A 26,441-nucleotide genomic window follows, 5' to 3' on the forward strand; every position below is an offset into this window, starting at 1 on the left:
TTTCGGCCCGGATCCGCCGATCCGGCCCCGGTTGCAGGCGGCGTCGCCGCGGGGCGGCTAGCGGCCGGCCGGGACCGCGTCCTCCTCGCCGACCTCGGCGAGCACCGCCTCCGTTCCGGCGGGGATGCGCGGGGACATGCGCGCCGCCGCGAGGGCGCCGACCAGGGTGACCGCCGAGAGGATCGCGAGCACGACGCCCGGGTGCCACCAGGCGTTGCCGGTCGACTCGCCGAGAGCGAGCGTGACGCTCGGGACGAAGCCCGACAGGACCGCCGCGATGCTGTACGCCACCGAGAGCGCCGAGTAGCGGAAGTCGTCGTCGAACAGGTCGGACATCAGGCCGCCGAGGGCCGCCCAGCTGAGCGTCGGCAGGATCCCGCCGATGATCATCGTCCCGACCAGGATCGGGAACGTCGCGAACTGCAGCAGGAAGTACATCGGGAAGGCGACGAGGAGGGTGCCGATCGCGCCGATCGCAACGACCCGAGCGGAGCCGATCCGGTTCGCCCAGGCGCCGAACAGCGGGATCGTGACGAGCTGGAGCAGCCCGCCGATCGTGGTCGCCACGAGCAGATCCTGGAAGCTGAATCCGAGCGCCGTCACACCGTAGTTGACGGTGTAGGTGTTCATCAGCGAGTACGACCCGATGCCGAGCAGCGCGGCCGCGATCGCGACGACCAGCGCAACCGGCTGGCGGGCGAGGAGCGCGCCGAGCGGGATGCGGTCCCGGCGGCCCTCACGGACGAGGGCGCGGAACACGGGCGTCTCGTCGATGGACCACCGGAGGTAGAGCGAGACGAGCAGCAGGGGCAGCGCGGTGAGGAACGGGATGCGCCAGCCCCAGTCGGCGAGCTGCTCGGCCGGCAGGGTCGCGGTGAGCAGCAGGAACAGGGCCGCGGACAGGATGGAGCCGACGGGGGAGCCGAGCTGCGGCATCGCGGCGTAGAGGCCGCGCCGCCTCGGCACGGCGTGCTCGGTCGCGAGCAGGATCGCGCCGCCCCACTCGCCGCCGAGGGAGAGGCCCTGCACGAGCCGCAGCAGGACGAGGAGGATCGCGCCGAGCCAGCCGGCCACCGCGTAGGTGGGGAGGAGTCCGATGAGACCCGTCGCGACGCCCATGATCGCGATCGTGATCAGGAGCGTGCGGCGGCGTCCGATCCGGTCGCCGAGGTGACCGAAGATGATCGCGCCGAGCGGACGGACGACGAAGCCGACCGCGATCGTGAGGAACGCGCTGAGGGTTCCGCCGAAGACGCCGAGCGGCTCGAAGAAGAGCGGGCCGACGAAGAACGCGGCGAAGTAGGCGAAGACGTAGAAGTCGTACGACTCGAGGGCGGTCCCGACGAACGACGCCCAGACGACGCGACGTGGGACGACGGGATGCGGCTTCGCCGCCTGATCGGGGGCGAGAGTGCTCACGCCGTGCTCCTGCAGAATGAGAGCGGCACTTGTTGTACCGAGTCCAGAAAGGGTCGGAGTGAAGGCTACCAGGATCGGCGGCGGCTCCGAGGCCACGGGAACGGGCCCGGGTATGGGCGCGGGCACAGGGACGGGGACGACGGGCCGCCCCCGCCGCTCCTCGCGCGAGACCCTGCAGGACGCCGCGACCGAGCTGTTCCTCGAGCAGGGCTACGAGCGGACCACGATCGACGAGATCGCGAGGCGGTCCGGCGTCGCCCGGGGCACCTTCTTCAACTACTTCTCCGCCAAGGGCGACCTGCTCTGGGCGGAGGCGGATCCGGTGCTCGACCGGCTGCCGGCGGTGCTCGCCGCGGTTCCGCCCGAGCTGGGTGCCGCCGAGGGGGTCCGATGGGCGCTCCTCGAGCTCGCGGGCGGGATGCCGGCCGCGCCGGTCGCGCTCGTCGAGCGGGACATAATCGGTGCGTCGGCCGACGCCGCGGCGTCGGGCCTGCCGCGGCTCCTCGCGGTCCACACCGCCCTCCGCCGCTTCGTGACCAGCCGCGCATCCCGCCGGGACGGCATCCCCGCCGCGTTCGCCGCAGCGGCGACGGGGGCCGCCATCGCCGCGGCCGCCGGCTGGCTGGATGCCGGCTCCGGCCGGGGCGCCCTCCGCGATGCCGTGGACATCGCCGTCACGCCCGTCGCGGCGGCGTTCGCCCCGCTTCTCCCGCGCGCCTGAGGGCAGGCGAAGCTCGCGCTCAACAGGCGTTCCTTCCGTCGACAGGCCGACACACCGTCCGCCAGCCTGTCTGCGACCGGAATGCCTGTTGAGCGACAGCGGCGGGCCCCCGGACCCGGCGGCAGAACCGGTAGAATCGCGAGACAGACTGTGAACCGGCCATCACCGGGGAGTTTCCGGAAGAACAGCCGCTCGGCTCGCGCAGGGCGGCTCAGTAGAACCGGACGGGTCGGCCCGTCATCGCCGGGAATGAGCGGATCCGGTGCCCCTGAGGCGCCGGGTCAAGCGAGGTGGTACCGCGTCGCAAGGCGTCCTCGTGCAAGAGCACAGCTTCGAAGCACAGGAGATCGCCAGATGTACCCCAAGGACCGGCCGGCCGAGCACACGGGTGCCGCGTTCGGCATCGCCCCGTCGCCCCGCTTCCCTGACATCGAGGAGGAGATCCTCGCCTACTGGGCGCAGGACGGCACCTTCCAGGCCTCCATCGACCGCCGCCAGGGCGCGCCCGAGTGGGTGTTCTACGACGGGCCTCCGTTCGCGAACGGCCTGCCGCACTACGGCCACCTGCTGACCGGGTACGCCAAGGACGTGTTCCCTCGCTACCAGACGATGCGCGGCAAGCAGGTGCACCGCCGGTTCGGATGGGACACCCACGGGCTGCCCGCGGAGCTCGAGGCGATGCGCCAGCTCGGCATCACTCGCAAGGACGAGATCGAGGCGATGGGCGTCGAGGCGTTCAACGCCGAGGCCCGGGCATCGGTGCTGCGCTACACGCAGGAGTGGGAGGAGTACGTCACCCGCTCCGCCCGCTGGGTCGACTTCGAGAACGACTACAAGACGCTCGACATCACGTTCATGGAGAGCGTGCTGTGGGCGTTCAGACAGCTCTACGACAAGGGCCTCGCCTACGAGGGCTTCCGGGTGCTCCCGTACTGCTGGAACGACGAGACGCCCCTGTCGAACCACGAGCTGCGGATGGACGACGACGTCTACCAGCAGCGGCAGGACCAGACGGTGACCGTCACGTTCCCGCTCGTCGGCACCAAGGCCGAGAGCATGGGCCTCACCGGCACGCGCGCCCTCGCCTGGACGACGACGCCCTGGACGCTGCCGACGAACGCCGCACTCGCGGTCGGACCGGACATCGAGTACGCGGTCCTGCGCGCCGGTCCCAACGGGACTCCGGACTCGCAGGCGCCCGACGGGCTCCCCAACGACATCGGCGAGTACCCGCCGCTCGACCGTGAGGTCCTCGGCGCGGACTACCTCCTCGCGAGGGCGCTCGTGCGCAACTACGCGAAGGACCTCGGCTACGACACCCCGGAGGAGGCGGAGGCCGCGATCGAGCGGACCTTCCTCGGCCGCGAGCTCGAGGGCATCGACTACGACCCCATCTGGGACTGGTACGCCGACGTCGAGAAGTGGGGGATGCAGAACGCCTGGCGCATCCTCGTCGCCGACTACGTGACGACGAGCGAGGGCACGGGCATCGTCCACCAGGCACCCGCGTACGGCGAGGACGACCAGGTCGTCTGCACGGCCGCGGGCATCCCGACGATCATGTCCGTCGACGACGGCGCCCGGTTCCTTCCGATGTTCGGCGAGATCGCCGGCATGCAGGTGTTCGAGGCGAACAAGCCGATCACCCGTGACCTCAAGGCCCGCGGCCGGCTGCTGCGCCAGGCGAGCTACGAGCACCCGTACCCGCACTGCTGGCGCTGCCGGAAGCCGCTCATCTACAAGGCCGTGTCGAGCTGGTTCGTCCGCGTGACGGAGTTCCGCGAGCGGATGGAGCAGCTCAACCAGCAGATCACCTGGGTGCCGGAGAACGTCAAGGACGGCCAGTTCGGCAAGTGGCTGTCGGGCGCCCGCGACTGGTCGATCTCCCGCAACCGGTACTGGGGCAGCCCGATCCCGGTGTGGAAGAGCGACGACCCCGAGTACCCGCGCGTCGACGTCTACGGCTCCCTCGACGAGATCGAGCGCGACTTCGGCGTCCGGCCCACCGACCTGCACCGCCCGTTCATCGACGAGCTGACCCGGCCGAACCCCGACGACCCGACGGGCCGGAGCACCATGCGCCGCATCCCGGACGTCCTCGACGTCTGGTTCGACTCCGGGTCCATGCCGTTCGCGCAGGTGCACTACCCGTTCGAGAACGCGGACTGGTTCGACACCCACAGCCCCGCGGACTTCATCGTCGAGTACATCGGTCAGACGCGCGGCTGGTTCTACACGCTGCACACCCTCTCGACCGCGCTGTTCGATCGGCCGGCCTTCAAGAACGTCGTGAGCCACGGCATCGTGCTCGGCAACGACGGCCAGAAGATGTCCAAGAGCCTGCGCAACTACCCCGACGTGTCCGAGGTCTTCGCGCGCGACGGCTCGGACGCCATGCGCTGGTTCCTCATGTCGAGCCCGGTCCTGCGGGGCGGCAACCTGATCGTCACCGAGGAGGGCATCCGCGAGGGCGTGCGCCAGCTGCTGCTGCCGCTCTGGAGCACGTACTACTTCTTCACCCTCTACGCGAACGCGGCGGGCGGACCGGATGGCGAGGGGTACGAGGCGCGCATCCGCACCGACTCGGCCGACGTCCTCGACCGCTACGTGCTCGCGAAGCTGCGGGACCTCGTCGAGACGGTCACGGCCGAGCTCGACGCCCTCGACGCGAGCAACGCCGCGCAGAACCTCCGCGAGTTCGCCGACGTCCTGACCAACTGGTACGTGCGGCGCAGCCGGGACCGGTTCTGGGAGGGCGACCGGGACGCCTTCGACACCCTCTACACGGTGCTCGAGACGCTCGCCCGGCTCACCGCGCCGCTGCTCCCGCTCACCGCCGAGAAGGTGTGGCGGGGCCTGACAGGGGAGCGGAGCGTCCACCTGACGGACTGGCCGGACGCCGTCACGTTCCCGGCCGACGAGGTCCTCGTCCGCGACATGGACCGGATCCGGTCGATCACCTCGGCGGCTCTCGCGCTGCGCAAGCAGGCGGGGCTCCGGGTGCGTCTCCCGCTCGCGGGACTGACCGTCGTCACCGCGGACGCGGATCGGCTGCGCCCGTTCGAGGCCATCCTCCGCGACGAGCTCAACCTCAAGTCGATCACGCTGACCGACCTCGCTGCCACGAGCGCCGAGGCGTTCGGGATCACCACGCGCCTGACGGTCAACGCGCGCGCCCTCGGGCCGCGCATCGGCAAGGACGTCCAGCGGGTAATCAAGGCGGCCAAGAGCGGGGACTGGAGCCGCGAGGGCGACACCGTGACGGCCGGGGACGTCGAGCTGCTGCCCGGCGAGTACGACCTCGCGCTCGAGATCGCGGGCGACTCCGAGTCCGCCATCGCCCTGCTGCCGGGCGGCGGATTCCTGCTCCTCGACACGGCCCTGACGCCGGAGCTCGAGGCGGAGGGCCACGCCCGTGACCTCATCCGCGACATCCAGCAGGCGCGCCGGGCGGCGGGTCTCGACGTGTCGGACCGGATCGAGCTGCGCTTCGAGGGCGACGGGGACCTGGGCGAGGTGCTCGAGTCCTTCAGCGACCTGGTCCGCTCCGAGACCCTGGCGCTGAGCATCGAGTTCGCGCCGGCCGGATCCGGGTCCAACGATCGCGTCATGACCTGGGCCGACGGGCACCTGACGCACCTCAAGGCCGGCAGCTGGGGCGCCGCGGACGGCGGCCGGTTCGAGCTGCGCAAGGCGGGACGGATGGTGAGCAATGTCTGAGCGGGACGAGTCGATGCCGGAGCGCGACCCGATGTCGGACCCCGACGAGCAGGCGTTCGGCGAGGACGAGCCCTCGTTCGGACCGGAGGGCCTGGAGCTCGGCCCCGACACCCCGGAGTTCGGACCCGAGGCGACGGAGGAGGACCGCGAGGAGGCCGATCGGGTCTACGAGGAGCTGCTCGAGCGGCTCGGTGAGGGCAGCCCCCAGCCGCGTCTCGAGCCGGTCCGCCGGGCCGTCGAGCTGCTCGGCGATCCGCATCGCGCGCATGCGGTCATCCACGTCACGGGCACGAACGGCAAGACCAGCACGAGCCGGATGATCGAGAGCCTGCTGCGAGCGCACGGCCTCCGCACGGGGCTCCTCACGAGTCCGCACCTCGTCCGCTTCAACGAGCGCATCCTCATCGACGGGGAGCCGATCTCCGACGAGCGGCTCGTCGCGAACTGGAACGACATCCAGCCCTACCTGCGCATGGTGGACGACGCGCTCGAGAAGGAGGGCGAGCCGCGGCTCACCTTCTTCGAGGCGATCGTGATCCTCGCCTTCGCCGCGTTCGCCGACGCTCCCGTCGACGTCGCCGTCGTCGAGGTCGGCATGGGCGGCGAGTGGGACGCGACCAACGTGGTCGAGAGCCAGGTGGCGGTCTTCACACCGATCGCGCTCGACCACCAGAGCCGGCTCGGAAACACCGTCGAGGAGATCGCCCGGACCAAGTCCGGCATCATCAAGCCGCTGTCCCAGGTCGTGAGCGCGGCCCAGGTGCCCGAGGTCGTCGGCGAGCTCGGTCGTGCCGCCGAGCTCACCGAGTCGAGCCTGACCGTCGAGGGGCCCGGATTCTCGGTGAGCACCGCGCCGGGCGTCGGCGGGCAGCTCGTCACGATCCGCGGCCGGGCGGGGGAGTACCGCGAGGTGTTCCTGCCCCTCTACGGGGAGCACCAGGCGCACAACGCGGCGCTCGCGGTGGCTGCGGTCGAGTCCTTCCTGGGTGGCGGCACGAGCAGGCTGGAACCCGATCTCGTCGCGGAGGGACTCGGCTCCGCCACGTCCCCCGGGCGGCTGCAGCTCGTCGGCGTGGAGCCGTCGGTGCTCGTGGACGCCGCGCACAACCCGCACGGCGCACAGTCGCTCGCCGCCGCGCTCAGCACGTACTTCTCGTTCTCGCCTGTGGTCGCCGTCGTCGGGACGCTGGAGGACAAGGACGCCGAGGGGATGCTGCGCGCACTGGAGCCGGTCGTCGACGAGTTCGTGGTCACCACAGCACCCTCCGAGCGCGCCCTCGACGCGGACGACCTCGCCGCGATCGCGGTGAAGGTGGCCGGCGCCGACCGCGTGCGCGTCGAGCCCTCGGTCGGAGCCGCGATCGACGCGGCGCGCGACCAGGCGTCCGAGCAGGAGAACGGCGCGGTCGTCGTCTTCGGCTCCATCACCCTGGTCGGCCGGGTCCTCGAGATCGCCGCCGACGAGAACTGGAAGCCGTAGTGGCCCGGGAGCGGGCGCGTCGCCCTCGCGGGCCGCGCGGCGTCCGCGAGAGCCTCGGCACCATCGTGCTCGGCCTCGAGATCGTCGTCGTGTTCCTCGGAGCGCTCGTCGCCTGGGGCCTGAACGCGCTGCCGGCGGGCGTCGCGATCGGCGCGGGACTGGGGCTCGTCGCGCTCTCGGTGGCGGCGATCCGCACACTGGACAGCACGATCGGCGTCGTCCTCGGGTCCCTCGTGCAGGCGGTCCTGCTGCTCAGCGGGCTCCTGCTGCCCGAGCTCTACATCGTGGGAGCGCTGTTCGTCGCCCTGTGGGCGTACTGCATGATTGTGGGCGGACGGATCGACCGGCGGAACGCCGCCGCGGAGTAGGAGGAAGCGTGGACGTGGAAGAGACCCTGGTGCTCGTCAAGCCGGACGGGGTGGCCCGCAACCTGACGGGGGAGATCCTCCGCCGGATCGAGGCCAAGGGGTACTCGCTCGTCGACATCAAGCTCGTCGACGCCGACCGCGAACTCCTCGCGCAGCACTACGCCGAGCACGAGGGCAAGCCGTTCTACGAGCCCCTCGTCGAGTTCATGGAGTCGGGCCCGATCGTCGCGATCCGCATCGCGGGCAACCGGGTCATCGAGGGCTTCCGCTCGCTCGCCGGCGCCACCGACCCGACGACCGCCGCGCCCGGCACGATCCGCGGCGACCTCGGCCGCGACTGGGGCCTCAAGGTACAGCAGAACCTCGTGCACGGCAGCGACTCCCGCGAGTCCGCGGAGCGCGAGCTCGCCCTCTGGTTCGGCTGACCTTCATCCGTCGAGATGCCACGTGGTGCTCCCATCCGCGAGGAATGGGGACATCAGGTGGCATCTCGGCTGTGAGGGAGACCCTCCCGACCGCGGGACGCCCGGCTCGAGACGGTCAGCCGAAGAGGACCGTCGGCAGCAGCGGGAAGTTGACCAGGATGATCGCGACGATCACGAGGTAGTTCAGCAGGACGAGCAGCCAGGTCCACTTCAGCGCCTGCCGGAACAGCGAGGCGGCGCCCTCGGGCAGGCCCAGGTTGTGCCCCAGGTTGTACACCGTCCCGTACCAGAACAGCGGGATGGTGGCCAGCCAGACGAGCATGCAGTACGGGCAGAGCGTCCCGATCACGAACACCGTCTGCGTCATCAGCCAGTGGATGAACACGACCGCGGCCAGCAGTCCGAGGTTGAACAGGATCCAGAACCACCGGGCGAACCGGGCGCCCGCCAGCATGGCGACCCCGACCGCGACCGGCGCGACGAAGGCCATCATCCCGATCATCGGATTCGGGAAGCCGAACAGGGAGCCCTGCCAACTCTGGATGACCGGTCCGCAGGACACGAACGGGTTGATGTCGCAGCTGAGCGGGACGTCGGGATTCGTGATCAGCGCGAAGCGCTCGATGGTCAGCTGGAACGAGCCGTAGAGGCCGACCAGGCCGGTCACGATGAACAGGATGGCGATGGCGACCGGCCCGCGCACCGGGACAAGTCGGGCCTCGGCGCCTCGTGCCTCCGCCTCACCGGGCTCCGCCGGGCGCTCCCGCGCCGGTGTCTGCGCCGTCATGCGAGGCATTCTCGCACGGGAATCCTCCGCCGAAGACCGCGCAGCGCCCTGCTTCCGCCTGCCTCGGGGCGCCGCATGCGATAATCGATCTCAGACCTGCGCCGCGCGCAGGGCGAACGACTTTCCCCGGTGCGCCGAGGCGCTGCCCGGGGCGCGGATCACGGATCCGCTGGGCGTCCCGCGACGCCCGCGAGCGAACAGCTCGGGAGAAGATTTGTGAGGTGGGCAGGGCCCACCGCGAAGCACGGGATGTGGCGGCGCGGACGTCGCACCCGCGAGGAGTGCACCAGCGATGGTGGAAGAGAAGAACGACAACCAGTCCGATCCGACGAAAGAGACGCCTACACGCCGTCGGCGGACGTTCATGCCGCGTCGGGCATCCACCGGTCTCGGCTCCGTCCCCGTGGTGGAGCCGGAGCAGATCCCCGATCTGCTCGGCGGAGCCGGGGTAGACCCCGCTGCGGGCGCGCCCGGTGACGTGAGCGCGCCGGAATCGGGCGCAACCGTCGAGAGCGCCGGGGGCGCGGTCGGCGACATCGAGGCGGCAGGCGAGGACGCGGCGGTCGATGCCTCCGCCGGCGACCAGCCGGGAAGCGGTGCCGACGCCGCCTCGAGCGAGGACGACCAGGCGCCGGCCGCTGACGGGCAGAGCGTCACCGACCGGTCCGCCCCTCAGGAGTCCGCGGATGCGGGCGACGAGCAGGCGACCACCGCCGACGCGACCCGCGACGAGCAGGCGACGAGCGGTGCCGAGGCCGCGACGCAGGACGACGAGCAGCCGCAGGTCGAGCTGCCGCTCCGGCCGACCGGTCCGACGACGCTCCTCTTCTTCCAGGCGCCGCCCGTGATCGCGCCGGCCCGCGACGAGGACCCGGTCGAGGCCGAGCCCGAGGCGGAGACGGCGCAGCCGTCGACGCGCCGTCGCAACCGCCGGCGCTCCGGAGCGAACGGAGCGGTCGCCAACGGCGCCGCCGAGGAGCGCGCCGAGCAGCGCGAGGAGGAGGCGCCCCGCCCCCGCCGCCGGGTGGTCGAGGAGATCACCGAGCCGCAGAAGGTGAAGGGCTCGACCCGCCTGGAGGCGAAGAAGCAGCGCCGTCGTGACGGCCGCGATGCCGGCCGTCGTCGCGCCGTCGTGACGGAGGCCGAGTTCCTCGCCCGCCGCGAGTCCGTCGAGCGCGTCATGGTGGTCCGCAGCGCATCGGGCCGGATCGAGATCGGCGTCCTCGAGGACGGCGTCCTCGCCGAGCACTACGTCGCGAAGGCGCAGAACCAGTCGCTCATCGGCAACGTCTACCTCGGCCGCGTGCAGAACGTGCTGCCGAGCATGGAGGCCGCGTTCGTCGACATCGGACGGGGACGGAACGCCGTCCTCTACTCGGGCGAGGTCGACTGGGACGCCGCGGCGGAGAACGGCGAGAAGAACCAGCCGCGCCGCATCGAGCTCGCGCTCAAGGCCGGTGACAAGGTGCTCGTCCAGGTGACGAAGGATCCGGTCGGCCACAAGGGCGCGCGGCTCACGAGCCAGATCTCGCTGCCCGGCCGGTACCTCGTGTACGTGCCGAACGGCTCGATGAACGGCATCTCGCGGAAGCTCCCCGACACCGAGCGTGCCCGGCTGAAGCGCATCCTCAAGGAGGTCCTCCCCGAGGGCGTGGGCGTCATCGTGCGCACCGCCGCCGAGGGCGCGACCGAGGAGCAGCTGACCGTCGACGTCAACCGGCTCACCGCGCAGTGGCAGCACATCAGCTCGCAGGTCGAGAAGGTGCAGGCTCCCGCCCTGCTGCACAGCGAGCCGGACCTGCTCGTCAAGATCATCCGCGACGTCTTCAACGAGGACTTCTCGCGGCTCGTCATCGCCGGCGAGGACGCCCAGACCACGATCGAGAACTACCTCGCATCGGTCGCGCCCGACCTGCTCGACCGCGTCGAGCGCTACAGCGGCGGCGGGGACGTGTTCACCGACTTCCGCATCCAGGAGCAGATCGACAAGGCGCTCGAGCGGAAGGTCTGGCTGCCCTCCGGCGGGTCCCTCGTCATCGACCGGACCGAGGCCATGACGGTCATCGACGTCAACACGGGCAAGTTCGTCGGCTCCGGCGGCAACCTCGAGGAGACGGTCACCAAGAACAACCTCGAGGCGGCGGAGGAGATCGTCCGCCAGCTGCGGCTGCGGGACGTCGGCGGCATCATCGTCATCGACTTCATCGACATGGTGCTCGAGACCAACCGCGACCTCGTCCTGCGGCGCCTCGTCGAGTGCCTGAGCCGGGACCGCACCAAGCACCAGGTCGCCGAGGTCACCTCCCTCGGCCTCGTCCAGATGACCCGCAAGAAGCTGGGGCTCGGCCTCGCCGAGTCGATGGTGGATGCTCCGCCGCGTCCCGTCGAGTCCAAGCAGGAGCCGCGGCGCCGGGGCAAGACGCCTCCCGCGCCGACCGTCCGGCCCGCGGCCGGGAGCACCCACGGCATCACGGACGACGCGCGCAACGCGCTCGCCCTGATCGCGGCGAGCACATTGCACAAGGACCACCACCACGAGCACCCGGCTGCCCCGGCGGTGGAGCCGGCAGCGGCCGCGGCCCCGGTGGCCGCCGCCGAGCCGATCATCGAGCTGCCGCTGCCGGAGGTCGTGCCGGCGCCGAAGTCGCGGGAGATTGCTCCGGACGCCGAGTCGCTCCTCGGCGCGGTGCTCGACGCGCTCCCCGAGCCGAAGAAGCCGGGCCAGGGCCGCTCTCGCAGCCGGCGCGTGTCGACACCGGCGCTCACGCCGGGCGCGCGCCACGGCGCCGACGACCACTAGCGGGACACGCGTCCCGAAGGACTCTCGAAATGCCACTTGGTGTCCTCATCCGCGAGGAATGGGGACACCAACTGGCATCTCGGCGGGTTTCGAGCGGCGTGCGTTCGACAGGCGGAATCGCCTCCGCCAGGCCGCGCGTCGCCGTGTCCGGCTGTTGACGGCGTTCCTGCCTGTTGAGCGCGAGACGAGGGTCCTCGAAGTGCCAGTTGGTGTCCCCATCCGTGAGTATTGGGGACACCAAGTGGCATCTCGGCGGGACCCGGATACGCAGAACCGGGTGCCCGGACGAGGCGGGGGAGCGGAGCGCTCAGCGGTCCTTCGCGCGCACCCGGAGGCCGCTCGCCGTCAGGCGGCGCACCAGCTCGCCGCCGGAGACCGGCTCGGCGCCCGCCGCGATGAGGTCCGCGACCCGGTGCTCGGGGACGTCGTAGTGGTCGCGGTCGAAGCTGCGGCGGGGGACCTCGTTGAGCCTCGCGAACTCGTGCAGCTCCTCCAGGGACGTGTCGCTGACGAGGTGCGCCCAGACAGTCCCGTGAGCGGGCCACATCGCCCGGTCGATGAGCACCGCCATGGCAGAATTGTAGGAGCGGGCGTTCCGCGGCATCGGCCGGCGGGAAGTGCCGGCGGGCGACGTGATTGCCGGGGCCCTCGGGATCGGGTAGTCTAGATCGTCGGTGTGCGCGGCCGTGCCCGCACCGAGTCTTCGCCGCGGCGGCCCCGCGGGACATCATCACAGATTGGCTGGAACGTGGTTTACGCAGTTGTGCGCGCCGGCGGGCGTCAGGAGAAGGTCGAGGTCGGCTCGATCGTCACGCTCGACCGCATCAAGGCGGACGAGCAGGGCAACGTGACCCTCGCACCGGTGCTTCTCGTCGACGGGAACACCGTCACGTCCGACGCTTCGGCGCTCGCGAAGGTCACCGTCACCGCCGAGGTGCTGGGCGACCTGCGCGGCAAGAAGATCATCATTCAGAAGTTCAAGAACAAGACCGGCTACAAGAAGCGCCAGGGCCACCGCCAGGAGCTCACGCGGGTCAAGATCACCGGCATCAAGTAGGGCTGAGAGGCATCCGACATGGCACACAAGAAGGGCGCGAGCTCCACTCGCAACGGTCGTGACTCGAACGCGCAGCGCCTCGGCGTCAAGCGCTTCGGCGGCCAGGTCGTGAGCGCCGGCGAGATCCTCGTCCGGCAGCGCGGCACCCACTTCCACCCCGGCGCGAACGTCGGCCGTGGCGGCGACGACACCCTGTTCGCCCTCGCCGCCGGCGCTGTCGAGTTCGGCCAGAAGGGCGGCCGCAAGGTCGTCAACATCGTGGCGGCCGCCGAGTAGGCAGCTGCACGATCAGAGTTTGGGCGGGCCCTGGGCCCGCCCATTTCTCTTTCTGCCCGCCATCGTCCCTGCCCACCCGCTGAGAGCACCAGGAGGACCACGTGGTCGCGACCTTCGTCGATGAGGTGACGCTGCACCTGCACGCCGGTCACGGCGGCAACGGCTGCGTCTCGGTGCGCCGGGAGAAGTTCAAGCCGCTCGCCGGCCCGGACGGCGGCAACGGCGGCAACGGCGGGGACATCGTGCTCGTCGCGGACCCTCAGGTCACCACGCTCCTCGCCTACCACCGCGGTCCGCACCGCTCCTCCGAGAACGGGCAGCCCGGGATGGGCGACCACCGGCACGGCGCCAGCGCGGCGCCGCTGGAGCTGCCCGTGCCGGTCGGCACCGTCGTCAAGGACGCCGAGGGCAACCAGCTCGTGGACCTCGACCAGCCCGGGATGCGCTTCGTCGTCGCGCCCGGCGGCCAGGGCGGACTCGGCAACGCCGCGCTCGCGACCCCCAAGCGGAAGGCGCCCGGCTTCGCGCTGCTCGGCACGCCGGGCTGGGAGGGCGACATTCGCCTCGAGCTCAAGACGGTCGCCGACGTCGCGCTCGTGGGCTTCCCGTCGGCCGGCAAGTCGAGCCTCGTCGCCGCGCTGTCCGCGGCTCGGCCGAAGATCGCGGACTACCCCTTCACGACCCTGCAGCCGAACCTCGGCGTCGTGGAGGCGGGCTCCACCCGCTACACGATCGCCGACGTGCCCGGGCTCATCGAGGGCGCGAGCGAGGGACGCGGGCTCGGCCTGGAGTTCCTGCGGCACGTCGAGCGGTGCAGCGCCCTGCTGCACGTGCTCGACTGCGCGACGCTCGAGCCCGGCCGCGACCCGATCAGCGACCTCGACGTGATCCTCCGCGAGCTCGCCGCGTATCCCGTGCCCGAGGGCCAGATCCCGCTCCTGGAGCGACCGCAGCTCGTCGCGCTCAACAAGGTCGACGTCCCGGAGGCGAAGGAGCTGGCCGACCTCGTCCGGCCCGACCTCGAGGCCCGCGGCTACCGCGTGTTCGAGATCTCGACGGTCAGCCACGCGGGACTGCGCGAGCTGTCCTTCGCCCTGGCCGGGCTCGTGGAGCAGGCCCGGTCGCAGGAGGAGCCCGCGAAGCCGCGCATCGTGCTGCGGCCGAAGGCGGTGGACGAGGCCGAGTACACCGTCACCGCCGAGGGGCGCTCCGAGGGGACGCTGTACCGCATCCGCGGAGCGAAGCCCGAGCGCTGGGTGGCGCAGACGGACTTCACGAACGACGAGGCCATCGGCTTCCTCGCCGACCGGCTCGCGAAGCTCGGCGTCGAGGACGAGCTGTTCGCCAAGGGCGCCGTTCCCGGCTCGACGGTCGTCATCGGCGGCGACAACGGCGTGGTCTTCGACTGGGAGCCCGCCCTCTCGTCGGCCGCCGAGCTGATCACGAGCCCGCGCGGCACCGACGCCCGCATCGACCGGAGCTCCCGGCCGACGCGCGGCGAGCGCCGCGAGCAGTACTTCGAGCGGATGGACGCCAAGGCGGAGGCCCGTGCCGAGCTCCAGCGGGAGCGCGAGGCCGGACTGTGGACGGAGGACGAGACAGAGTGACGACGGCCAGCCGGAGCGAGATCCTCGACGCGCGGCGGATCGTGGTGAAGGTGGGGTCGGCGTCGATCAGCGGCCGCAACGCCCACCAGATCGAGCCGCTCGTCGACGCCCTCGCCGAGGCCCACGCACGCGGGGCCGATGTCCTCCTCGTCTCCTCGGGTGCCATCGCCACCGGGATGCCCTACCTCGGGCTCGACTCCCGGCCCGTCGACCTCGCCACGCAGCAGGCGGCCGCCGCCGTCGGCCAGAACATGCTCATCAACCGCTATCAGGAGCTGCTGCACCGGTACGACATCATCGGCGGCCAGGTGCTTCTCACGGCCGGGGACCTGGAGAACCCGACGCCGCGGAAGAACGCCGAGCGCGCGTTCGAGAAGATGCTCGAGCTGCGCATCCTGCCGATCGTCAATGAGAACGACACCGTGGCGACCCACGAGATCCGCTTCGGCGACAACGACCGGCTGGCCTCGCTCGTGGCGGCGCTCGTGCGCGCCGACCTGCTCGTGCTGCTGAGCGACGTCGACGCCCTCTACACCCGTCCTCCCCAGGAGCCGGGCGCCGTGCGGATCGAGCACGTGCCCTACGGCGATCCGCTCGAGGGGGTCGTCGTGGGCTCGGTGGGCACCGGCATCGGCACGGGCGGGGCGACCACCAAGGTCGCGGCGGCCCGCCATGCCGCGGACGCCGGGGCCGGCGTCCTGCTGACCGCCACCCGGAGCGTCTCGGCGGCGCTCCGCGGCGAGGAGGTCGGCACCTGGTTCGACCCGCTCGTCCGGACGCCCGCGCTCTAGAATGCCCGTCATGTCCGCACCCTCCACCTCCCTCGGCCTGATCGACCGGTTCGCCGCCGCGAAGCGCGCCTCGCGTGAGCTCGCGACCCAGCGGACCGAGATCAAGAACCGCGGCCTGGAGGCGATCGCGTCCGCCCTGGTCGCCGGGACCGACCGCATCCTCGCGGCCAACCGGCTCGACCTCGAGGCGGGGGAGCGGAACGGCCTCTCCGCGGCGCTGACCGACCGGCTCCGCCTCGACGAGAAGCGGATCGGCGCTCTCGCCGACGCCGTGCTCGAGGTCGCGGCCCTCACCGATCCCGTCGGCCAGGCCGTCCGCGGAAGCGTCCTGCCGAACGGTCTGCAGGTCACCCAGGTCCGGGTGCCCTTCGGCGTCGTCGGCGCGATCTACGAGGCCCGGCCCAACGTGACGGTCGACATCGCGGCGCTCGCCCTCAAGAGCGGCAACGCCGCGGTGCTCCGGGGCGGAACGGCCGCCGAGAACTCCAACCGGGTGCTGGTCGAGATCCTCCAGGAGGCCCTCGCCTCGGTCGGGTTGCCCGCGGACGCCGTCCAGACCATCGACGAGTTCGGCCGGGAGGGCGCGCGCGAGCTGATGCGCGCCCGCGACTACGTCGACGTCCTCATTCCCCGCGGCAGCGCCCAGCTGATCCAGGCGGTCGTGACCGAGTCGACCGTTCCCGTGATCGAGACGGGGGCCGGGGTCGTGCACATCTTCGTCGACGAGAGCGCCGACGAGCAGCTCGCGGTCGACGTGGTGCTCAACTCGAAGACCCAGCGGGTCAGCGTCTGCAACACCCTCGAGACGCTGCTCGTGCACCGGGCGGCCGCGCCGCGCCTGCTGAACCCGGTGCTGGACCGCCTGCGCGCCGCCGGCGTGACGCTGCACGCGGACGAGGCCACGCGGGAGCTGTACCCGGAGGCGGTGCCGGCGACCGAGGAGGACTGGGACGCCGAGTACCTCTCCAAGGACCTGTCCGTCGCGATCGTCGACGACCTCGATGCGGCGATCGAGCACATCGAGAAGCACTCGACGCACCACACCGAGTCGATCCTCACGAGCGACCTGAGGAACGCCGAGCGATTCCTCGCCGAGGTCGACTCCGCGGTCGTCATGGTGAACGCCTCCACGAGGTTCACCGACGGCGGGGAGTTCGGGTTCGGAGCCGAGGTCGGCATCTCGACGCAGAAGCTGCACGCCCGCGGCCCGATGGGTCTCCAGGAGCTCACGAGCACGAAGTGGATCGTGCGGGGAGCCGGTCAGACGCGGTCCTGATCCGCGGCGCTCCTCATCCGCCGGGAGCCACCCGGCCGGCCCCGGGAGGTTCCGGCGGCGTCGACGCCGGCGTTCCGGCCGTACGCCGCCGGTGCTCCGGCAACTGTCAACCACTGGCTCAACCTTCGAGCCCGACCTACCGTTGCCCGCAAGAGACGGCGCCGCAGCGGCGCCCGGATCGGAGGGCAGCAGCAATGAGCACACCCGAGAACACCGAGCGAAGCGACGACACCGCCGCCGTGCCCGCCGGACGCGGTCCGTCCCTCCGGCAGGACGTCATGGAACGCGAGAAGGAGCGCTTCGGCGGCATGAAGTTCGGCTCCGCCTTCTTCGGCTGGCTGACAGCCACCGGGATGGCGGTGATCCTCACCGCGCTCGTCGCCGCGGGGGGCGCCGCCGTGGGTCTGGCGGCGAACGTGGACGAGGCGTCGGACATCCCTCCGGACCAGGCGCAGACCGCGAGCATCGTGGGGGCGATCGCCCTCGTCGTCGTCCTCTTCGTGTCGTACTACTGCGGCGGCTACGTCGCCGGCCGCATGGCTCGGTTCAACGGCGCGAAGCAGGGTCTCGCCGTCTGGCTCTGGGCGCTGATCATCGCGGTCCTCGCCGCGATCCTCGGAGCGGTCGCCGGAGCGCAGTTCAACATCCTCGCGAACCTCAACAGCTTCCCGCGCATCCCGGTCAACGAGGGCACTCTCACCGTCGGCGGCATCATCACCGCCGTCGTGGTGGCGCTCGTCGCCCTCGCGGGCGCGGTGCTCGGCGGGCTCGCCGGCATGCGCTACCACCGCAAGGTGGATGCCGTGGGGCTCGGCGCGTGAGGCCGCTCGTGCCGGCCCGGACGGCGGCGCACCTAGCGCCCCAGCCGGTCCGGCACGGCGGCCCGCCCTCGCCGGAGCGCCGGCCGGGCCGTCGCTAGACTGGGACGGCCGACCGTACAGGAGAGTCCATGTCGCTGATCCACGCCGCCGTCGTGATGGCCGCCGAGGCCGAGAGGCAGCACTACGAGCTGCCCATGCCGCCGATCATGTTCGGTCTCATCGCGCTCCTGGTCTTCCTGGTCCTCGGGGTCGTCGTGTGGAGCTACCGCGACGTGGCGAACCGCCACTCGCAGGTGTCCGGTCGGCCCGGCGGCGACGGCTCCGGACACGGCGCCGCGCACGGCGGGAGCTGACACCGCTCGTGCACTTCGAGCCGGCATCCGGGCGTCCACGCGTCGGGGTGATGGGCGGCACCTTCGATCCGATCCACCACGGCCACCTGGTGGCCGCGAGCGAGGTGGCCCAGTCGTTCGAGCTGGACGAGGTCGTGTTCGTCCCCACGTTCCAGCCGTGGCAGAAGCGCGGCGTGAGCAACGCCGAGCACCGCTACCTGATGACCGTCATCGCAACGGCCTCCAATCCGCGCTTCACGGTGTCGCGGGTGGACATCGAGCGAGGCGGGACCACCTACACGGTCGACACCCTTCGCGATCTGAGAAGGGAGCGCCCGGACAGCGACCTGTTCTTCATCACGGGCGCCGATGCGATCAAGCAGATCTTCGACTGGAAGGACGTCGAGGGACTTTGGGACCTGGCGCACTTCGTCGCGGTCAGTCGGCCAGGACACGCCGTGTCGCTTTCCGACCTTCCGGAGCACGACGTAAGCTGGCTCGAAGTTCCGGCGCTGGCGATCTCATCGACAGACTGCCGGAGCCGGGTGAGTAGGGGTCACCCTGTCTGGTACCTGGTACCGGACGGCGTCGTGCAATACATCTCCAAACATGATCTGTATCGGGGGGCTACATGACTATGTGGCAGGAGCAGCAGCGGGAGCGGCCGGGAACCGCTTCGGCGTCGGCCGGGCAGCACCGGAGCCGCCGGGAGGCGCGCGACGCCGAGCGTCGGGCCAACGAGACGGGGGACCTCTCCAACGTCCACCCGTCGGGCGTCGTCGACTTCAACTCGTCGGGCAACATCTGGGACACCCTGTCCCGCCGTGCGGCCTCGCAGCTGACGGAGGCGGCCACCGAGGCTGAGCGCCGGACCGGCCGCCGCGTGTCGGACATGGGGTCGCCCGTCGAGCCCTTCAGCCACTCGACGCCGGGGCGCCCGCAGGTGCCGACGTACGACGCCCGCCGTCCGGCGGTGCCGACCTACGGTTCCGGTCTGGGCACGCAGCGGCGCAGCTTCGCTCCCGAGCCCGTGGTCCCGGAGGCCGAGGACACGCGCACGCGTCCGACCTCCCGCATCGACTCGATCCTCGGCTACTCGGGCGCCACCGGCGCCCCGCGCCTCCTCGCCGACGAGGCACCGGCCACGGACCTCTCCGCGTCGCTCGACCACACCATGACGCGGCGCGAGCTCCGCGCTCTCCGCGAGACGGGACAGGCGCCGTCGTTCGCGCCGGTCAGCAGCCGCCAGACGGGCGCCTGGATGCCGGCCTGGGAGCCGCAGGCCGCTCCGGTCGCGCCCGCCGCGCCGGCGCCCGTCGTGCCGGCCCCGGCAGCCGCCGAGCTCGCCGGCACCGCCTTCTCGGCGTACACCGACACCGCCACCGTCGAGATGTCGGCCGTGGACCGCGCCTCCCTCGAGGCCGAGGTGCCGGTCACGCTGACCTCGGACGAGCCGGGCCAGGACACCGTCCTCATGGACACGCCGGCCGCGACGTTCTCGCTGCCGACGCCCGCGAAGTCCCCGGCCGCGCGGCGGCACGAGCCGATGGCCGCCCCCGGTGCGTTCACGCCGCCCTCGTCGGCTCCGGCCGCTCCGGTCGACGGGCTCCAGGGCTTCGAGGCGCTCATCGCTCAGGCGAGCATCGGCTTCGACGCCCCCACTCCCGCGACCGGTCCGCAGCCGCAGCGCCAGGAGGCGCCGTCCGCGCCCGCCGGCCACTGGAGCGCGCAGACCCGGTACAAGGACGACGACGAGCTGCCCTTCGGGAGCATGCTGAGCCGCAACGTCGGCTCCTCGTCGGGCTCGACCAACGCGCTGATCATGCCGAAGGACCCGCAGCCGGATCTCCTGAGTGCGGTCAACAGCACCGGCGAGATCTTCATCACCGGCTCGCTCGACCTGCCCCGCATCCTGTCCTCGACCGGCGCGCCCTCCGACCACTACGACTCGTCGGAGATCGACCGCCTCTTCGAGGCCAGCCAGGAGGAGCACCAGACCAACGAGGTCTCGCCGGTGCGGGCGGCTCGTGCCGTGGCGACGCACACGTCGACCCGCAGCGTGGTCGCGCCGCGGAAGCGCCACGGCGCTATGCTTCCCACGGTGCTTGCGATCACCGCCGCGCTGATGGCGGTGGGGGTCGTGGGTCTGCTCTTCGCCGGTTACGTCCTGAGGATTTTCTGATTCCTGCTGCATCCGAACGAGCGGTCGAGCTGGTCCAGCTCGCGGCAGAGGCTGCCGACGACAAGGCCGCGCTCGATCCGGTCGCTCTGGACGTCGCGGGGCGGCTTCCGCTCACGGACGCCTTCCTGCTCGTCTCCGGACGGACAGAGCGCAACGTGCTGGCGATCGCTGAGGCGGTCGAGGACAAGCTCCTCGACGCCGGTGCGAAGCCGCTGCGCCGCGAGGGACGCTCCGAGGGCCGGTGGGTGCTGCTGGACTTCGGCGATGTGGTGGTGCACGTCTTCCACGAGGAGGACCGGCTCTACTACTCGCTGGAGCGGCTCTGGAAGGACTGCCCGGTGATCCCGCTCAACCTTCCGGTGGCACGGCCCAGCGAGTAGGCCGTGCCCCGGCGGGTCCTGTGCCGGCGATGCCAGGCGCGGGTGATGCGGACTTCCGCCTACCCGTACCCGACCGCGTCCTGTCCGTGCGACCGGCGCAGTGCGTGCTCATCGGGTGCTCTGGGCCCGTGCTCAGGGCAGTCCCGGTAGCGTCGGATCACACGACCACAGGAGGACCTGATGAAGTGCCCGAATGACGGCGCCACGCTCATCATGAGCGAGCGCAGCGGTGTCGAGATCGACTACTGCCCGGAGTGCCGCGGCGTGTGGCTCGACCGGGGCGAGCTCGACAAGATCATCGACCGCGCCGGCTCGTCCCCTGCCCCCGCCGCCACGGGGAGCTCCGGCGGTGCCTACCCGCCGCCCGGCCAGGGTGGCGCCTATCCCGACATGCCCTACGGCACCGGCTACGCCGACCCGCGCCAGCAGCACGGCTACGGCCGCCCCAAGAAGCGCGAGAACTGGCTGAGCGAGCTGTTCGACTGACGACTCCGTCCGGAGAGGGCCTCGACGTGTAGTAAACTCGTCGAGGCCTCTTCGGAGGCCGATGGGCCTGTGGCGCAGCTGGTAGCGCACCTGCATGGCATGCAGGGGGTCAGGGGTTCGAGTCCCCTCAGGTCCACCAAAACTCCCGGTCAAGTCCCAGATCCCCACTCTCTCATGAGGGAGTTGAGATGTTGGGTCGTCACTTACTGGACACTTCGCGCGATCGTCGCCGAGCGAGTTCAGGGCTTCTCGAGGTATCTGAACGGGTCGCGGAAGCGGCTGCGCACCTTCGCTGTATGGACGGCGTTGGCGGTTCGGATACGGGACACGGGAACTATGTCTCGTTGGCCGACCTTGCCGCCCAGCTGAAGCCGGCGCGTTCCTCCTCGCTCGCTGCGAAATCGGTGTCCCAGTACGTCGCGACCCTGTCGTAGGCGGTCCAGTTCGAGCCGCCCGGACGCGGGTGTCTGGCTGTCTTCATAGCGCGCCCCCGACTAGGGGTCGGAGGCTAGCCGCGCCACTTCCGCAGTAACCGGCGCAAGCGTAGGCCCAACCCCTGTATCGCTCCCTGAGGCTTCAACTTCTCTTGGATGTCGTTGGACTGCTGGCGTGGGCCCGGTCCCTGCTTCCCAGCGGCAGAACGCAAACGCTCAACGGGGTCGGACCGATGGCGACGCCACCGGTAACCACTGGCGTCGCGAAACGTGACTGTCGACTCAACTGAAGGGATTGCTGAGGAGGACTCGCTGGGCAGTACGAGATTGACGACGTAATCGCCCTTCGGATCGATAGTCTCCACTTCGATCGAGACGTCGTCCCATATGCGGTTTTCCCCGGCGTCGACCAGTTGAATTGTTGCAGGACCGATGAGTTCCTCACTGCCGTTGTGGATTACGGCGGTGACGTGGATGACGGGCTTGAGCGCGCGGCACATGTCCCGCTCTCCTGGCTTTCCCGCTGCAACATGCTCGACGGTCCCGGGCGCCGCATCGCCCTTCCGGGCATCGTTCTGAAGAAGGTAAAACTTGTCGCCCTTCTTATGCACCGTTACATCCTCGACTCTCGAGTACACGAGCCGCGACTGAGCCTCACGACGGACTCCCACACTGAACGCGTACGAAATGGCTGCGACTACAAACGCAAATGATGTGAAGATTGCCGAAATCCATTCCGGCCACGTGCCGAGGCCGATTCCCTGGTCGGGCCCTTGAGTGGAGACGAGCAGCAACAGCATGTGAAAAGGGTGGCGGCCTGGCACATGGCCGGTAGAGGCACACGCCCCTTGCGTCGCTGAGCATCTTCGGTGTCGGCCGTTTACGTGCGCTGAAGAATCGAAGCCTGCCGACGCGCATCGGCTCCTCCGTATGGCCCTGCCCCAGCTCGAGGTTCCCGCGCGCCTAATCAACGTCTTAGCGCGTGGGCTAGCTCGCACCTCGTCGACGTGGTCGGCGTGCCACTCGAGCGGCGCGCTAAGAGGGCTGCGAGGGCGCGGACCCGGCCGGCCGGTTCCTCCGCAGCATCGCATCGTCCCAGTCGCGCTGCGACACCGGGGCCGCCTTCCAGGCATAGAACGCCTGCTTCGAGAACCTCAACACCCGGCAAGTCACCGCGACGGGGATGCCATCCGCGGCGAGTTCGAGGACCAGCGGGTAGATCATTTTGGGATCGACGACTGGGAGAAATAGGCCGCCGCTCGGCGCAGGATCCCGTTCTCCTGTTTTAGCAGCCGAATCCGCTTCCTGGCCTCCCGCAGCTCGACGCTCTCGCCGCCACCGCCGGCCGGTTTGCCGGACACGACACCGTCGTCTCGGTCGGCCAATCGCAACCACCGCTTCAGACACGTCTCGGAGATCCCGAAGTCTCTCGCGACCTGCCGCACCGGCGCGTCACTCTTCCGCGCCACCGCGATCACGTCGCGCCGGAACTCCTCCGGGTACGCCTTCACCACAAGGTCCATCCTCCCCGGCAGATGCACAGATGCACCTACCCGTCAGGAGTCAACCGAACCTTCAGCAGTCCCCCCCGTGTCGCGGCGCAATTTGAGTTGTCGTCATTTACTCGACGGTTCAGGTGCCTCGAGACTCCTCGAAGACTCGCCAGGACCTTCGAACGCCAGTCACGTATGCTGGCTGAATCACCGCCCGAGTGAAGCCGAGGGGCTAGATCCCGGGGTTTTTGGCGATCCGTGCGACCATCCGGGCCTGTGGCGCAGCTGGTAGCGCACCTGCATGGCATGCAGGGGGTCAGGGGTTCGAGTCCCCTCAGGTCCACCAATGAGAGAAGCGCCGTCCGGGAGGACGGCGCTTTTCTCATCCGCCGGGCCGCCGCGGTCCCGCGCGAAGAAGTGACCGGCATACCGACTGCCGCCGGCTCGAACCCGGTCACATGCCGCCGTCGCCGCCGAAACCGCCGCCGTCGATCGGGCCGTGCCCGATCCCGCCGCGGCCGAGAGAGTCGCTCGGCGTGTACGGAACCGGCAGTCCGTAGCTGTGCAGCTTCTGCTCGTACCGGTGCACGTTCACCCGCTCCGGCAGCTCCTTCAGAGCACGTTCCGCATCGTCGTCGCGCCCCATGTCCCGAAGCCGCGCGACGATCTCATCCCGGTCGATCTTCACGTTGCACCTCCTGACGTGAACCACCCTCCGGACGTAAGCGGCGCTCCGGCAGGGTCTATCGCCCCGGAGCGCGTGCAGGAGTGGCCGCACATGCACCGGGTGCCTCGCACGTCGGCAGGAACTCCGCGCATTCGGTGGATGCCGGCTCCCAGGCTTCGACCAGAGAGAAGGTCGGATCCCTGCAGTCGTCGGAGAGTCACCCGCCTCGCAGGGGAGTCCGGGGTTCGAGTGCCTGGAACCCTGCAACGAGAGAAGCGCCGTCCGTCAGCGCCGCGCTTCCGTCATCCTTCCCGGCGCAGCAGTCAGGAGGCAGCTGCGGGCGGCGTCGCGCCGTCGGCGGGGATGTCCTCGAACACCACCCAGTCCTCCTGGAGCTTGCCGTCGGCGACGCGATGCAGCGTGATCCCGCGGCGGATCCCCACGGGGGTTCGGATCCACCATCGCTCGGCGACGAGGTCACCGTTGCCGATCAGCTCGTCGATGCCGCTCTCGACGTCCTCGCCTTGGAACTGCTCGCCCGCGGTGAGAAGGAACTGTCGCCAGCTCTCCCGCCCGCGTACTTCCAGCCCGTTTCCGCCGTGCACGACGAAATCCGGGGCGACGAGCTCGTCCAGCACGCTCAGGTCCTTTCCGGGGACCTGGTTGAAGCGTCGGACCAGCTCGAAGTTCTCCTCATCGGACACGGGCGACTCCTTCGTCGAGCATGGTGGCAGTGAGGCACCAGTGTGAGGTCCCCGCTCCCAGCGCGCCCGGGTCGAACGTCCCGCTCCCGGCTGCAGTGCCGTGCGCGGCGGCCGCCCGGCGCCGGACCCCGACGCCCTCGTAGCCCCGGCTGCGGAGGGATCTTGACACCCGTCTCCGGGTGGGCGATCGTTCCCGAATCACTCCGGGCCGGAAGGGGCGCAGATGGCGAGCGTCGGTGACGAAGGCGAGACCTTCGACGTGGACGTCACGAGGACCTTCGATGCTCCGGTGGATCGCGTGTGGCGAGCGTGGTCCGAGGCGGATGAGGTCAAGAAGTGGTGGGGGCCGGACGGATTCACCTGCCCCGTCGCGGAGGTCGACCTGCGGGTCGGGGGCCGCGCCCTCGTCGCCATGCGGGCACCCGCCGAGTACGGCGGCCGGGACTACTACAACACCTGGAACTACACGTTGGTGGAGCCCCACTCGCGGATCGAGTACGTCTCCAACTTCGCCGACGAGGAGGGCAACCGTCGGACGCCGGCGGATCTCGGCCTGCCTCCCGGCATCCCGGACGACGGCCGTCACGAGGTCGAGTTCCGCGACCTGGGCGGCGGACGCACGGAGATGCGGATGGTCGAGCACGGCTATGCGACCGCCGAGGTGCGTGACCAGTCCCGCACCGGTCTCGACCAGTGCCTGGACAAGATGGCACGGAGCTTCAGCGACGGCTGATCGCGAAGAACAGGTCGGTCACCTCCTCCTCGAGGGTGCCTGGTCGAGGCCGGGGGAGACTCGCCGGAGCGCGGCCGCGATAATGCTCTCGTGAACCGGATCGAGGCGTGGGAGCGGCTCTGCGCGCTGCTCGAGGACGACCCGCTCCTGTGGGAGCGCGTGCGCTACGCGCTCGCCGACCGCGACGACGATCCCTGGGAGGAGCTCCTCGACGGGCTCGACGACGCGGGCGCCCTGGCCTACCTCCGCACCGACGACACCGGGACCGAGCTCGCGGACGCGCTCGTGCAGCTTCCGCGGGTGTTCCGCCTGCAGCTCGACCTCGACGAGGTGAACGACACCGACGACCTCGCGGACGCCATGACGATCGCGGACGAAGCCCTCGCGCGGGCGGGGTTCCGGCTGGTCCTCCTTCCGAGCGACGACGACGACGCCCACTCCCTCGTCGTCGTTCCGGCTCAAGTCACCGCGGAGCTCGCCCGCGTCGCGGCGGCACTCCGGCGCACCGTCGAGATCGGCGGGCCGGGAGGGGCGTGACGCAGGCGCCGGGCCGGCGCGTGCACGGATCCCTCACGGCTGGTACGTGATCGTGGTGTCGACCGTCATCTCGGGCACGGAGCCGCTGAGCATCGCCTGCAGCCGGATGGTGTCGTCGCGGCGCGGCTGATAGGTCGTGCGCTCGTCGGCCTCCCGCGCATCGGCGACGATCGTGACCCGGAAGAGCACCCCGAAGGCGTACCGCTTGCCCTTCTGCACGAGGAGGTTGACGCCGAGGGTGCCGCTCGGCAGTGAGACGGAGGTCTGGAACGGCACGCCGGCCCGCTGCCCGATGTGCGTGTCCTCGAAGACCTGGTGACTCGCGAACTGGGGCAGTGTCTCCCAGGTGCCGTTGACGGGGTTGATCTCCCAGCCCCGCAGGAGCACGGCGCCGGAGTAGTCGAATCTGCTGTACCGGGCGCCGGAGAGGAAGTCGAATCGCCGGAAGCCCGCCGCCGTGACCTCCGCGGAGAACCGGATCTGCGACAGCGTGGCGGCCGGCGTGTACTCGATCGCGAGCCCCGTGTAGGCCCGGTGCGTCCCGGTCAGGGCCGTCGGGCTGATGGAGGCCGTCATCAGGCCCGTCCCGTTGTCGGCGTAGCAGCCGTTCGGCTCCGGCGTCGTGGAGCGCGTCCAGTCGTGCTGGTACACGTTCTCGTGCGGTGGCGGCAGGATCCAGTACCGGCGGTAGTCCACCTGCTCCGGCACGTAGAGCCGCTGCGGCCAGGCGATGGAGATGATCCCCGTTCGCACCGCGTCGGCCCACCGGTAGGTGTGGCGCGAGAGGAGACGCTGGCTCTCCTCGTCGGGCTGGAGCGTCTCGGGGTCGAAGCGCTGGTGCTCGAACAGGCGGCTCAGCTCCGCCGAGTCGAACGGCTCGTCGATGTCGATGCGGTCGAAAGGCGGGTCGTTCGCGTCCATCCGGGACCTCCTCGTCGGCTCGCG

At 70.6% G+C, this 26,441-nt stretch carries 26 protein-coding genes, 2 tRNA genes and 1 pseudogene; 21 read left to right on the forward strand and 8 right to left on the reverse strand.

Annotated elements, in window-relative coordinates; translation table 11 throughout:
• Positions 1 to 57 precede the first annotated feature (57 nt).
• Positions 58 to 1,419 (reverse strand): MFS transporter, encoded by a 1,362-nt coding sequence (locus tag J3P30_RS10625; RefSeq protein WP_307807475.1) that lies wholly within the window; start codon positions 1,417 to 1,419, stop codon positions 58 to 60.
• A 58-nt stretch (positions 1,420 to 1,477) separates the two neighbouring features.
• Between J3P30_RS10625 and J3P30_RS10630 the strand changes: the two genes are divergently transcribed.
• The 5 genes from J3P30_RS10630 (at position 1,478) to ndk (ending at position 8,133) form a co-directional block, all read left to right on the forward strand.
• On the forward strand, positions 1,478 to 2,140 hold the full coding sequence (locus tag J3P30_RS10630; protein WP_307807476.1) for a helix-turn-helix domain-containing protein: 663 nt from the start codon (positions 1,478 to 1,480) through the stop codon (positions 2,138 to 2,140).
• Between the two features lie 354 nt (positions 2,141 to 2,494).
• A complete protein-coding gene (gene ileS / locus J3P30_RS10635; RefSeq protein WP_210480998.1) occupies positions 2,495 to 5,860 on the forward strand; it encodes an isoleucine--tRNA ligase in 3,366 nt (1,121 codons plus the stop codon).
• Complete coding sequence (locus J3P30_RS10640) at positions 5,853 to 7,340, forward strand: folylpolyglutamate synthase/dihydrofolate synthase family protein (protein ID WP_246852757.1); 1,488 nt, start codon at positions 5,853 to 5,855, stop codon at positions 7,338 to 7,340. Before ileS ends, J3P30_RS10640 begins: the two co-directional genes overlap by 8 nt.
• The gene (locus J3P30_RS10645) at positions 7,340 to 7,708 is read left to right on the forward strand and encodes a DUF4233 domain-containing protein (protein ID WP_307807477.1); all 369 of its coding nucleotides are present in this window, start codon (positions 7,340 to 7,342) and stop codon (positions 7,706 to 7,708) included. The genes J3P30_RS10640 and J3P30_RS10645 overlap by 1 nt, the downstream gene beginning before the upstream one ends.
• An 8-nt stretch (positions 7,709 to 7,716) precedes the next feature.
• Entirely contained in the window at positions 7,717 to 8,133 is a 417-nt protein-coding gene (ndk, locus tag J3P30_RS10650; protein ID WP_210480999.1) for a nucleoside-diphosphate kinase, read from the forward strand.
• Positions 8,134 to 8,248: 115 nt separating this feature from the next.
• Here ndk and J3P30_RS10655 read toward each other — a convergent pair whose 3' ends face one another.
• The gene (locus J3P30_RS10655) at positions 8,249 to 8,920 is read right to left on the reverse strand and encodes a vitamin K epoxide reductase family protein (protein ID WP_210481000.1); all 672 of its coding nucleotides are present in this window, start codon (positions 8,918 to 8,920) and stop codon (positions 8,249 to 8,251) included.
• A 364-nt stretch (positions 8,921 to 9,284) separates the two neighbouring features.
• Here J3P30_RS10655 and J3P30_RS10660 point away from each other — a divergent pair, with 364 nt between their 5' ends.
• Positions 9,285 to 11,720, forward strand: a complete 2,436-nt coding sequence (locus tag J3P30_RS10660) for an Rne/Rng family ribonuclease (protein WP_246852758.1) — start codon at positions 9,285 to 9,287, stop codon at positions 11,718 to 11,720.
• A gap of 307 nt (positions 11,721 to 12,027) precedes the next feature.
• Here the strand turns inward: J3P30_RS10660 and J3P30_RS10665 are convergent, their stop codons facing one another.
• Entirely contained in the window at positions 12,028 to 12,291 is a 264-nt protein-coding gene (locus tag J3P30_RS10665; RefSeq protein WP_210481002.1) for a DUF4031 domain-containing protein, read from the reverse strand.
• Positions 12,292 to 12,468: 177 nt separating this feature from the next.
• Between J3P30_RS10665 and rplU the strand changes: the two genes are divergently transcribed.
• The 12 genes from rplU (at position 12,469) to J3P30_RS10725 (ending at position 21,067) form a co-directional block, all read left to right on the forward strand.
• The gene (gene rplU / locus J3P30_RS10670; protein ID WP_210481003.1) at positions 12,469 to 12,777 is read left to right on the forward strand and encodes a 50S ribosomal protein L21; all 309 of its coding nucleotides are present in this window, start codon (positions 12,469 to 12,471) and stop codon (positions 12,775 to 12,777) included.
• Between the two features lie 18 nt (positions 12,778 to 12,795).
• Positions 12,796 to 13,053, forward strand: a complete 258-nt coding sequence (rpmA, locus tag J3P30_RS10675; RefSeq protein WP_210481004.1) for a 50S ribosomal protein L27 — start codon at positions 12,796 to 12,798, stop codon at positions 13,051 to 13,053.
• A 101-nt stretch (positions 13,054 to 13,154) separates the two neighbouring features.
• Positions 13,155 to 14,660 (forward strand): GTPase ObgE, encoded by a 1,506-nt coding sequence (gene obgE / locus J3P30_RS10680; RefSeq protein WP_210481005.1) that lies wholly within the window; start codon positions 13,155 to 13,157, stop codon positions 14,658 to 14,660.
• Positions 14,657 to 15,451, forward strand: coding sequence for a glutamate 5-kinase (gene proB, locus J3P30_RS10685; protein ID WP_210481006.1), 795 nt, complete (start codon positions 14,657 to 14,659; stop codon positions 15,449 to 15,451). The genes obgE and proB overlap by 4 nt, the downstream gene beginning before the upstream one ends.
• A gap of 10 nt (positions 15,452 to 15,461) precedes the next feature.
• Positions 15,462 to 16,727 (forward strand): glutamate-5-semialdehyde dehydrogenase, encoded by a 1,266-nt coding sequence (locus J3P30_RS10690; protein WP_210481007.1) that lies wholly within the window; start codon positions 15,462 to 15,464, stop codon positions 16,725 to 16,727.
• A gap of 194 nt (positions 16,728 to 16,921) precedes the next feature.
• On the forward strand, positions 16,922 to 17,548 hold the full coding sequence (locus tag J3P30_RS10695; protein WP_210481008.1) for a hypothetical protein: 627 nt from the start codon (positions 16,922 to 16,924) through the stop codon (positions 17,546 to 17,548).
• A 128-nt stretch (positions 17,549 to 17,676) separates the two neighbouring features.
• Positions 17,677 to 17,901: a hypothetical protein gene (locus J3P30_RS10700; RefSeq protein WP_246852759.1), complete on the forward strand. Its 225-nt coding sequence runs from the start codon at positions 17,677 to 17,679 to the stop codon at positions 17,899 to 17,901.
• Between the two features lie 8 nt (positions 17,902 to 17,909).
• Positions 17,910 to 18,515: a nicotinate-nucleotide adenylyltransferase gene (gene nadD / locus J3P30_RS10705; RefSeq protein WP_307807478.1), complete on the forward strand. Its 606-nt coding sequence runs from the start codon at positions 17,910 to 17,912 to the stop codon at positions 18,513 to 18,515.
• On the forward strand, positions 18,512 to 20,062 hold the full coding sequence (locus J3P30_RS10710) for a hypothetical protein (protein ID WP_210481009.1): 1,551 nt from the start codon (positions 18,512 to 18,514) through the stop codon (positions 20,060 to 20,062). Before nadD ends, J3P30_RS10710 begins: the two co-directional genes overlap by 4 nt.
• Positions 20,062 to 20,442 (forward strand): ribosome silencing factor, encoded by a 381-nt coding sequence (rsfS, locus tag J3P30_RS10715; RefSeq protein WP_210481973.1) that lies wholly within the window; start codon positions 20,062 to 20,064, stop codon positions 20,440 to 20,442. The genes J3P30_RS10710 and rsfS overlap by 1 nt, the downstream gene beginning before the upstream one ends.
• A 180-nt stretch (positions 20,443 to 20,622) precedes the next feature.
• Positions 20,623 to 20,928 carry a zf-TFIIB domain-containing protein gene (locus J3P30_RS10720; protein WP_210481010.1) on the forward strand — a complete coding sequence of 102 codons (306 nt, stop codon included), beginning with the start codon at positions 20,623 to 20,625 and terminating at the stop codon, positions 20,926 to 20,928.
• A gap of 63 nt (positions 20,929 to 20,991) precedes the next feature.
• Positions 20,992 to 21,067: transfer RNA gene (locus J3P30_RS10725), tRNA-Ala, on the forward strand.
• Positions 21,068 to 21,436: 369 nt separating this feature from the next.
• Here the strand turns inward: J3P30_RS10725 and J3P30_RS10730 are convergent.
• Both J3P30_RS10730 and J3P30_RS10735 read right to left on the reverse strand, forming a co-directional pair.
• A complete protein-coding gene (locus J3P30_RS10730; protein ID WP_210481011.1) occupies positions 21,437 to 22,162 on the reverse strand; it encodes a hypothetical protein in 726 nt (241 codons plus the stop codon).
• 280 nt (positions 22,163 to 22,442) lie between these two features.
• A pseudogene (locus tag J3P30_RS10735) lies at positions 22,443 to 22,876 on the reverse strand (transposase); the annotation flags it as partial.
• 249 nt (positions 22,877 to 23,125) lie between these two features.
• Here J3P30_RS10735 and J3P30_RS10740 point away from each other — a divergent pair.
• Positions 23,126 to 23,201: transfer RNA gene (locus J3P30_RS10740), tRNA-Ala, on the forward strand.
• Positions 23,202 to 23,309: 108 nt separating this feature from the next.
• On the opposite strand, the gene J3P30_RS10745 is transcribed toward J3P30_RS10740, so the two are convergent.
• Positions 23,310 to 23,543: a hypothetical protein gene (locus J3P30_RS10745; RefSeq protein ID WP_210481013.1), complete on the reverse strand. Its 234-nt coding sequence runs from the start codon at positions 23,541 to 23,543 to the stop codon at positions 23,310 to 23,312.
• A gap of 302 nt (positions 23,544 to 23,845) precedes the next feature.
• The gene (locus J3P30_RS10750) at positions 23,846 to 24,226 is read right to left on the reverse strand and encodes an ester cyclase (protein ID WP_210481014.1); all 381 of its coding nucleotides are present in this window, start codon (positions 24,224 to 24,226) and stop codon (positions 23,846 to 23,848) included.
• 223 nt (positions 24,227 to 24,449) lie between these two features.
• Here J3P30_RS10750 and J3P30_RS10755 point away from each other — a divergent pair, with 223 nt between their 5' ends.
• Entirely contained in the window at positions 24,450 to 24,959 is a 510-nt protein-coding gene (locus tag J3P30_RS10755) for an SRPBCC domain-containing protein (protein WP_210481015.1), read from the forward strand.
• Between the two features lie 90 nt (positions 24,960 to 25,049).
• Positions 25,050 to 25,496: a hypothetical protein gene (locus J3P30_RS10760; RefSeq protein WP_210481016.1), complete on the forward strand. Its 447-nt coding sequence runs from the start codon at positions 25,050 to 25,052 to the stop codon at positions 25,494 to 25,496.
• 33 nt (positions 25,497 to 25,529) lie between these two features.
• On the opposite strand, the gene J3P30_RS10765 is transcribed toward J3P30_RS10760, so the two are convergent.
• On the reverse strand, positions 25,530 to 26,417 hold the full coding sequence (locus tag J3P30_RS10765) for a hypothetical protein (RefSeq protein ID WP_210481017.1): 888 nt from the start codon (positions 26,415 to 26,417) through the stop codon (positions 25,530 to 25,532).
• Between the last annotated feature and the right edge of the window lie 24 nt (positions 26,418 to 26,441).

Source organism: Naasia sp. SYSU D00948 (assembly GCF_017916515.1).
Taxonomy (GTDB): Bacteria; Actinomycetota; Actinomycetes; order Actinomycetales; family Microbacteriaceae; genus Naasia.

Excerpts from the sequence above, each read along its gene's own strand:
- ileS (WP_210480998.1), top strand. The coding sequence starts at position 2,495 with ATGTACCCCAAGGACCGGCCGGCCGAGCACACGGGTGCCGCGTTCGGC.
- J3P30_RS10640 (WP_246852757.1), top strand. The coding sequence starts at position 5,853 with ATGTCTGAGCGGGACGAGTCGATGCCGGAGCGCGACCCGATGTCGGAC.
- J3P30_RS10655 (WP_210481000.1), bottom strand. The coding sequence starts at position 8,920 with ATGACGGCGCAGACACCGGCGCGGGAGCGCCCGGCGGAGCCCGGTGAG.
- J3P30_RS10660 (WP_246852758.1), top strand. The coding sequence starts at position 9,285 with ATGCCGCGTCGGGCATCCACCGGTCTCGGCTCCGTCCCCGTGGTGGAG.
- J3P30_RS10665 (WP_210481002.1), bottom strand. The coding sequence starts at position 12,291 with ATGGCGGTGCTCATCGACCGGGCGATGTGGCCCGCTCACGGGACTGTC.
- rpmA (WP_210481004.1), top strand. The coding sequence starts at position 12,796 with ATGGCACACAAGAAGGGCGCGAGCTCCACTCGCAACGGTCGTGACTCG.
- J3P30_RS10690 (WP_210481007.1), top strand. The coding sequence starts at position 15,462 with ATGTCCGCACCCTCCACCTCCCTCGGCCTGATCGACCGGTTCGCCGCC.
- J3P30_RS10695 (WP_210481008.1), top strand. The coding sequence starts at position 16,922 with ATGAGCACACCCGAGAACACCGAGCGAAGCGACGACACCGCCGCCGTG.
- J3P30_RS10700 (WP_246852759.1), top strand. The coding sequence starts at position 17,677 with ATGTCGCTGATCCACGCCGCCGTCGTGATGGCCGCCGAGGCCGAGAGG.
- J3P30_RS10710 (WP_210481009.1), top strand. The coding sequence starts at position 18,512 with ATGACTATGTGGCAGGAGCAGCAGCGGGAGCGGCCGGGAACCGCTTCG.
- J3P30_RS10720 (WP_210481010.1), top strand. The coding sequence starts at position 20,623 with ATGAAGTGCCCGAATGACGGCGCCACGCTCATCATGAGCGAGCGCAGC.
- J3P30_RS10730 (WP_210481011.1), bottom strand. The coding sequence starts at position 22,162 with ATGCTGTTGCTGCTCGTCTCCACTCAAGGGCCCGACCAGGGAATCGGC.
- J3P30_RS10755 (WP_210481015.1), top strand. The coding sequence starts at position 24,450 with ATGGCGAGCGTCGGTGACGAAGGCGAGACCTTCGACGTGGACGTCACG.
- J3P30_RS10765 (WP_210481017.1), bottom strand. The coding sequence starts at position 26,417 with ATGGACGCGAACGACCCGCCTTTCGACCGCATCGACATCGACGAGCCG.